Consider the following 7,818-nt stretch of genomic DNA (forward strand, 5'->3'; position numbering starts at 1 on the left):
GTTTACAATACGGAGGAATATTTGTCAAGATGTTTAGACAGTATAGTTTATCAATCTTTTAACGATATGGAAATAATAATTGTGGACGATTGTTCTTCTGGGAATTGTTTTGAAATAGTCGAAGAATATCAAAAAAATAATCGTATCAATAAAAATATTAAATACATAAGAAACGAAGAAAATCTTGGTAGCGCTTGGAGTAGGTTAAACGGCTTAAGCGAGGCTTCGGGAAAATATATTCATTTTGTCGATAGCGATGATTGGGTTGAAAAAGAATGCTATCAAAAAATATCTAAATATTTGGCTGGTAAATTTGACGCTATATATTTCAACGGTTCTTATGCGGACGATTATAAAACTTGGGAATACGACTTTCATATATCGGGCGACTCAAAAATATACGGCAAAAGAGCGGCTTTCGATAAAATGTTTTTTAACGATGCCGAAAGAAGAACCTTGTGGTGCAGAGTTTTTAAACGCTCGTTATTAATAAAAGGAGCTAAATATATGCCTGCGGAGAAAATATCTATAGCGGACGATTGGATATTAAATTTATTTGCTTTATTTTTCGTTAGAAAATATAGAACTGTATCGGATATTTTCTATTATTATTATCAAGATAATCCTAACGCAATGACGGCGATTGTTGAAAGTAAGAAAGAGAATAAAATATCTTTTTCCAAATTGGATAATAATTTAAGGCAATTATATATTTCCTATAATGCGGTAGTCGATTTTCTTAAACAAAATAAAGTGTGGAATATATATCGTTATTCTTGGGTTTTGTATATTATCAGAGATTTAAAATATTCTTTAATCAATCCTTTTTCTAATTTTGAAAATTATTTTGAGAGTTTGTATAAAGTAGATAAAGATAAATATATTGAAGAGAGTTTATTATATTTCAATTCCAACGCGTCAAACTTAAAAGTATTGAATTTCATTTATTCAAATTTATTAGAATCGAGTGGGATTTGGGAGAGAAAATTATTTAAATATTCTTTAAGAACTTTCTTTTATAAAATATGGACGGCAATAATTAGAGTTAGGAATTATCCGCAGAATATTTTTAAATTCAATATCACAAAAACTAAAGAGCATAGAAGAGCGTATATTCGAATTCTATTTTTCAAATTAACGATTAAATTAAAAGGAGAGGCAAAATGTATTTAATAGTCGGCGCGGGAATATCTGGTTCGGTTTTGGCAAATTTGATAGCGGACAGATTAAACGAAGAAGTTTTGATAATAGACAGAAGAGAGCATATAGCGGGAAATTGTTACGATAGCAAAATTGAAAATATAACCGTTCATAAGTATGGACCGCATATATTTCATACGAATAATAAAGAAGTTTGGGATTATCTATCCAACTTTACAAAATGGCGTTATTTCTATCTTAAGCCTAATGTTATGATTGAAGGAAATAGAGTTTCTTTGCCTTTCACATTAAAGACTTTGAGAGAATTATTTTCCGAGTCTATGGCGGAGAGAATAGAAAATAAACTAATAACGAAATACGGCTACGGCGTTAAAGTTCCTATTTTAGATTTTCAAAAGAGCAAAGATAAAGATTTGAATTTTATCGGCAAGTTTGTTTACGAAAATGTATTTAAGAATTATACGATTAAACAATGGGGACTTAAACCCGAAGAGATAGACGCGAGCGTGACGGCGAGAGTTCCAATCTATATTTCAAACGATGCGAGATATTTTCAAGATAAGTATCAAGCTATTCCGCAAGAAGGCTATACCAAATTAATAGAGAATATTTTAAATCATAAAAATATTACCGTTCAATTAAATACGGATTATAAAGATTTGCCTAATACAAAAGAATTTAAAGCGATTTTTTATACGGGAGCGATAGACGAATATTTTAATTATCAATATGGCGAATTGCCTTATAGGAGTTTGAAATTCGATATTCTAACTATAGATAAAGAATATTATCAAAAATCGGTTGTGACTAATTATCCTAACGATTACGATTTTACTCGGATAACGGAACATAAATATTTTTTGGATGAGAAATCGAATAATACAATAATATCTATAGAATATCCGCAAGTCTTTTCTTTGGGTAAGAATGAAAGATATTACCCGATAAATAACGAGAAAAACGACAAACTTTATAATAAATATTTAACGCTTTCAGCGGGCAGAAGCCGAGAGAGTAAAAAAATTGAAAATGTTTATTTTTTCGGCAGGCTCGGAGATTATAAATATTACAATATGGATTTGGCAGTGGAAAGAGTTTTAAAATTATTTAAGGAGATATTCAAATGATATTAATAACGGGCGGAGCGGGGTTTATAGGCTCTCATATAGTAGACGAATTAATTAATAATTCTTATAATGTTATAGTCGCTGATAATTTATCAACAGGTAGAATGGAAAATATAAATGAAAATGCAATTTTTTATAATATCGATATAAAAGATAAAACAAAATTAGAAGAACTATTTGTAAATAATAAGATAGAATATATTATACATTTAGCGGCTCAAGCGTCTGTCGGTTATTCTATGAAATATCCTATAAGCGATGCCAATGAAAATATAATTTCAAGTTTGAATTTAATAGAATTAGCTAAAAAATATAATATAAAAAAATTAATAGTTTCTTCTACGGCGGCGGTTTATGGAGTGCCTCAATATTTGCCTATAGACGAAAACCATGATACTAAACCAATTTCATATTATGGGCTTTCAAAATTAACAGTTGAAAAATATATAAAACTTTCCAACATTGATTATATTATATTCAGATTTTCGAATGTTTACGGACACAGACAAATACCGCAAGGAGAAGCGGGTGTAGTTTCCATATTCATGGATTCTTTTATTAATAATAATGAAATAAATATATTTGGAAACGGAAAACAAACAAGAGATTTTATTTATGTAAAAGATATAGCTAAAATATTATCTTTATGCATAAAAAATGACGACATAACCAAAGAAATTATTAATATTTCATCTAATGTATCAATTAGCATTAACGAATTGTATGGGAAATTAAAATATATAACTAAAAAAGATTTAAAAGTTAATTATTTAGAAGAAAGAGAAGGAGATATAAAGCATAGCGTATTAAATAATTCAAAACTCATTAATTATATTGACATTAAATTGACTGATATAGATATTGGTTTAGAAAAAACCATAGAGGAGATAAAATGCCATTAATATCGATTATAGTTCCCGTATATAACACGGAAAAATATTTGCCAAAATGTTTAGACAGCGTATTAAATCAAAATAACGAAAATATAGAGATAATAGTAGTTAATGATTGTTCGCCAAATAATTGTAATGAAATAGTTAACGATTATATAAAAAAATATGACAATATAAAATTAATAGAAAATAAAAATAATTTAGGTTTATATAATACAAGATTGGTAGGAATTAAAGAAGCTAAAGGCAAATATGTAATGCATGTAGACAGCGATGATTATATACTGCCGAATTCTTTAAACGAACTTATAAAGATTATTAACGAAGACGATTACGATATAATAGCTTTTAATTGTTTAATAGAAGACGATAAAGGAAATATTTACGAATCTCCGCCGCAAAATAAAATATTACAAGAAAAGATTATTTATGATAAAAATGAAATGTATGAAGAATTATTTTTAGGCTCTTTGCCAGAAAGTAACGCTACAAAAGTTTTTAAAAGAGAACTGTATAGTTGTTTGGATTATGTTAATAGAAATATAGTTTTTCAAGAAGATTATTTAGCGATTATTCGGCTAATCTTTTCTTCAAAGGCTATAAGATTAACATCAAAAGAATGTTATATATATTATCAGAGAAGCGAAAGTTCCACTAAATTTCAAAATATGAACTATAAACAAAGAGTAAAAACTTTAGGGGATTTAATTTTTGTAAATGAAAATATAGTTAAATTTTTTAAAGATGAAAATCTTAACTCCTATTTTAGTATGATTAGACATAGGGAAAATGTTTACTATAATTGGATTTATAACGATATGATTTCAAATATAAACGACAACGAAGAAAAAGAAATAAAAGATTTAATTTTTAAAGCGTTTCCTCTGATTAGTCCTAATTTGAAAATATTAGACAGAATAAATAAATCTTCGGATAATAATTGTTTTATTTCTATAATAATTCCCGTGTTTAATACGGAAAAATATTTAAAAAGATGTTTGGATAGTATTGTAAATCAAACTTTTAAAGATATGGAAATAATTTTAGTTGACGATTGTTCTTCGGGAAATTGTTATGAAATATTTGAAGAGTATCGAAAAAATAATAAAAATATTAGATATGTCAAAAATGAAAAAAATTTGGGTAGCGCTTGGAGTAGATTAAACGGTTTGAGTTATGCCAAAGGAGAATATATTCATTTTGTCGATAGCGATGATTGGGTTTTCGAAGATTGCTACTTAAAAATATATAAATATTTGGGCAATAAATACGATTGCCTGCATTTTGACGGCATATACGCTTATGACGATAAAACGACAAAAAGAATTAAATTTCAAATTTCAGAGAATACGGAATTAATCGGAAAAAGAAAAGCTTTTGAAGATATGTTTGTAAACGATTCAAGAAGAAGGACTTTATGGTGCAGAGTATTTAGAAAAAATATTTGCTTAAAAGCGGCTCAATATATGCCTAAATCTCATTTGTCGGTTGCTGACGATTGGATTTTAAATTTATTTGCTTTATTCTTTGTAAAAAAATATAGAAGCGTTTCTGATATATTTTATTACTATTTTCAAGATAATCCTAACGCAATGACGGCGGTTGTTGAAAATAAAAAAGATGTTAAATTTTCAGTAGATAAATTAGATAACGCTTTAAGACAAACTTACGATTCTTATAATGGCGTAGTTAATTTTTTAGAACAAAATAAGGTTTGGGAAAAATACGGAGCTTTATGGCAACTTTATATAACGAGAGATATTCAGTATCAATTTCTAAATCCGTATAAAAATTTAGAAAATTATTTGCTTGATTTACAAAAAGAAAATAAAGAACAATATATAAACGAAAGCGTAAAATTATTTAAATTACATTATATAAAAGTATCATATTTACTAAAATTCATACAATCCAATTTATATAAATCGAACGGCGGAAATATAAACGTATTAATATATTTGATTCATAAATATAAAAATAGTTTTAAGAGTTTTACTCAAAATATATTTCATTATTTATTTTCGGTAAATAGAAACTATGATAGAATTACGATATATTTTTTAGGATTTAGAATAACTCTAAAAAGGAATGTAAAATATGAGTAGATTTAAGAAATTTATATTTTCGATAACTGATTATGATTTATATCATATAATAAAAATATTTGGAATAAAAATCACTTTCAAAAAGAAACCTAAAAAGATTAAACCTCAAAAGTCGGATATAGACGCTATAGTTTGGTGGATACCTATTAAAAGTTTGAGAGATGCGATAAGAAATATTTATTATGAATATAAGAATAGTTTTAATAAAATAAATCATGAAAATAAATTAAGACAAGAATTTTTAAACGGAAGAATTGACGAAATTTCAAATCATATTTATGAATACAAAAATAATCTTAATTATTTTGTAAATAGATTTAATGAAATAAATACTTTTATATATGCTCCTTATATAGCCAAATGTATAAATTACAATAAATTAAACTTTAAATTTAGTATAAATGAATTTTTTAATTCTATCGTTATGTATAGTCATATAGCGAGTAAAAATAGCGATTCATATTATTTGCAATTTTTATTTAGAAAATTTTTATGGTTTAATAATTTTTATCCAAAATTAAATTGTTTAATAATACATGGTTTAGGTATATGGTATCAAAATGTAATGAATATTTATATTGCTATTGAAAATAATATTCCATTGGTTATAGAAGAAGACGGATTTATTCGCTCAATTTATACTTGGACAAGCAATAATATTCCTCAAAAATATAGGAATTCAATATCTTTCACATTTTCAAATCTGCCGCATTTCTTTGCCGATGAAATAAACACTTTGGAATATATGCTTAACGATAAAAAATTAAAGCTAAACGATAAACAAATAGAAAGAGCAAAATATTTAATCGATAAAATTATTAAAAATAAAATCAGCAAATATAATCATCAACCGATATACAAACCCGAAATTGGAAAACATAAAAATAAAGTATTAGTGATAGACCAAAGCTACGGCGATATGTCTATAAGTTACGGTTGGGCTAATGAAAACACTTTTAAGATTATGCTTGAGAGCGCGATTAAGGAAAACTATGACGCCGATATTATAATCAAAACGCATCCCGATGCTTTAGTAAATAATTCAACGAGAGCGAAATGTTATTATTCGAGCGAAGATATTAAAGAAAATGTTTATTTGATGGCGGAAGAGATTAATCCAATATCCTTGCTTGAAATAGTCGATAAAGTTTATGTTTGCACTTCGCAGTTAGGATTTGAAGCTTTGATGATGGGAAAGGAAGTCCACACTTTCGGGATGCCATTTTATGCGGGCTACGGACTAACGATAGATTATCAAAAATGCGAGAGACGAACGAATAAGCGAACTTTGGAAGAAATATTTTATATAACTTATATCAATTACAGCTATTATGTGAATCCCGAGAAAGAAGAGCGTTGCGAGATAGAGGAAGCGATAGATTATTTGATAAAGTTAAGGAGAGAATATTTCTTGGAATTTAATATTAGATGCGATGATAAAAATTTAGTCGACATCCCAAAAAGAGATTTTTCATTAAATAGCGGAGAGAGACAAACGGCACAAACTTTGGCGGGAATTAGAAAAGACCATTTATTGCGATATGAACTTGCGGCTAACTTTTTAGAAAAACAATTTAATCAAAATAAAACTATAGGAGCGGATATATTTTGCGGAAACGGTTATGGTTCGTATATGGTTGCAAGCAAATTAAAAATGACGGAGATTTTATCAATAGACGCGTCAAAAGAAGCGATAGAACTTGCAAATAAACATTATAAAATTGAAAATAGAATTAATTTTATAAATAAATTTTTTCCTTTTGAACTTGAAAAAGATAAATACGATTATGTTATATCGTTTGAAAGCATAGAACATATACAAAACGATATTCAATTTATAGAAACGATAATATCCGCTATAAAAAATAACGGCTATTGGTTTTTATCAACTCCAAACGAAGAGGTAATGTCTTTGAAAAAGAATAATAATAAATTTCATTTTAGACATTATACGAATAAAACGATTGGGAATATTTTCAAAAAATATAATTTGGAAGTGATAGAGCAATACGGCGAAGATACATATTCCATAAATGAAAACGGTTTGATTACGGGAACTTTAAGCGAGGATAAAATGAAATTGATAAAAGATTATAACGGGCAGTTTATGGTTTATATTTTGAGGGTTATTAAAGAGTAAATTTTATGGATAAAAATAAGTTTATGATAAAGAATATATTTCAACAATAAAACCATATTTACCAAAACAATAGTATATGATACTAATTTTAAGGATATTTCTTTTTGTGGGGATATAGAAAATATTGACAAAGCAAAAATTAATATTAAAGATTTTCGATTTCCTCGATACTTAATCCCGTATTTTCGCTTATAAATTTTATATCCAAACCTGATTTTTTTAGGTTTTTGGCTATTGAATATTTTTCGTCTTTTATGCCTTTTTCCATTCCTTCTTTTATTCCTTCTTCTCGCTCTCTCGATAGCATCATTTTTTGCCCTACTAAAAATGCATCTCTGGCAGCGTAAGCTCGCATAAGTTTATCGTCCGAAGTAAATCTTTTGTATTCTTCA

Annotated in this window: 5 protein-coding genes and 1 pseudogene; 5 read left to right on the forward strand and 1 reads right to left on the reverse strand. The window is 27.2% G+C overall.

Annotated elements, in window-relative coordinates; genetic code table 11:
* The 5 genes from EZH24_RS04380 to EZH24_RS04400 all read left to right on the forward strand — a co-directional run.
* The coding region (locus EZH24_RS04380) for a glycosyltransferase family 2 protein (protein WP_137997909.1) at nt 1-1,173 on the forward strand (1,173 nt) is incomplete at its 5' end.
* Nucleotides 1,164-2,288: a UDP-galactopyranose mutase gene (gene glf / locus EZH24_RS04385; RefSeq protein ID WP_137997910.1), complete on the forward strand. Its 1,125-nt coding sequence runs from the start codon at nt 1,164-1,166 to the stop codon at nt 2,286-2,288. The genes EZH24_RS04380 and glf, both read left to right, overlap by 10 nt.
* A complete protein-coding gene (locus EZH24_RS04390; protein ID WP_137997911.1) occupies nt 2,285-3,190 on the forward strand; it encodes an NAD-dependent epimerase/dehydratase family protein in 906 nt (301 codons plus the stop codon). Before glf ends, EZH24_RS04390 begins: the two co-directional genes overlap by 4 nt.
* Nucleotides 3,181-5,286 carry a glycosyltransferase family 2 protein gene (locus EZH24_RS04395; RefSeq protein ID WP_137997912.1) on the forward strand — a complete coding sequence of 702 codons (2,106 nt, stop codon included), beginning with the start codon at nt 3,181-3,183 and terminating at the stop codon, nt 5,284-5,286. Before EZH24_RS04390 ends, EZH24_RS04395 begins: the two co-directional genes overlap by 10 nt.
* Entirely contained in the window at nt 5,279-7,426 is a 2,148-nt protein-coding gene (locus EZH24_RS04400) for a capsular polysaccharide export protein, LipB/KpsS family (RefSeq protein ID WP_137997913.1), read from the forward strand. The genes EZH24_RS04395 and EZH24_RS04400 overlap by 8 nt, the downstream gene beginning before the upstream one ends.
* A 145-nt stretch (nt 7,427-7,571) precedes the next feature.
* Here EZH24_RS04400 and EZH24_RS04405 read toward each other — a convergent pair.
* Nucleotides 7,572-7,818: pseudogene (locus EZH24_RS04405) on the reverse strand (Rpn family recombination-promoting nuclease/putative transposase); the annotation flags it as partial.

The organism is Brachyspira catarrhinii, from assembly GCF_005518285.1.
Taxonomy (GTDB): Bacteria; Spirochaetota; Brachyspiria; order Brachyspirales; family Brachyspiraceae; genus Brachyspira; species Brachyspira catarrhinii.

Bases quoted from the DNA above. Each gene is read 5' to 3' on its own strand.
- EZH24_RS04395 (WP_137997912.1), top strand. From the start codon at position 3,181: ATGCCATTAATATCGATTATAGTTCCCGTATATAACACGGAAAAATAT.
- glf (WP_137997910.1), top strand. From the start codon at position 1,164: ATGTATTTAATAGTCGGCGCGGGAATATCTGGTTCGGTTTTGGCAAAT.
- EZH24_RS04390 (WP_137997911.1), top strand. From the start codon at position 2,285: ATGATATTAATAACGGGCGGAGCGGGGTTTATAGGCTCTCATATAGTA.
- EZH24_RS04400 (WP_137997913.1), top strand. From the start codon at position 5,279: ATGAGTAGATTTAAGAAATTTATATTTTCGATAACTGATTATGATTTA.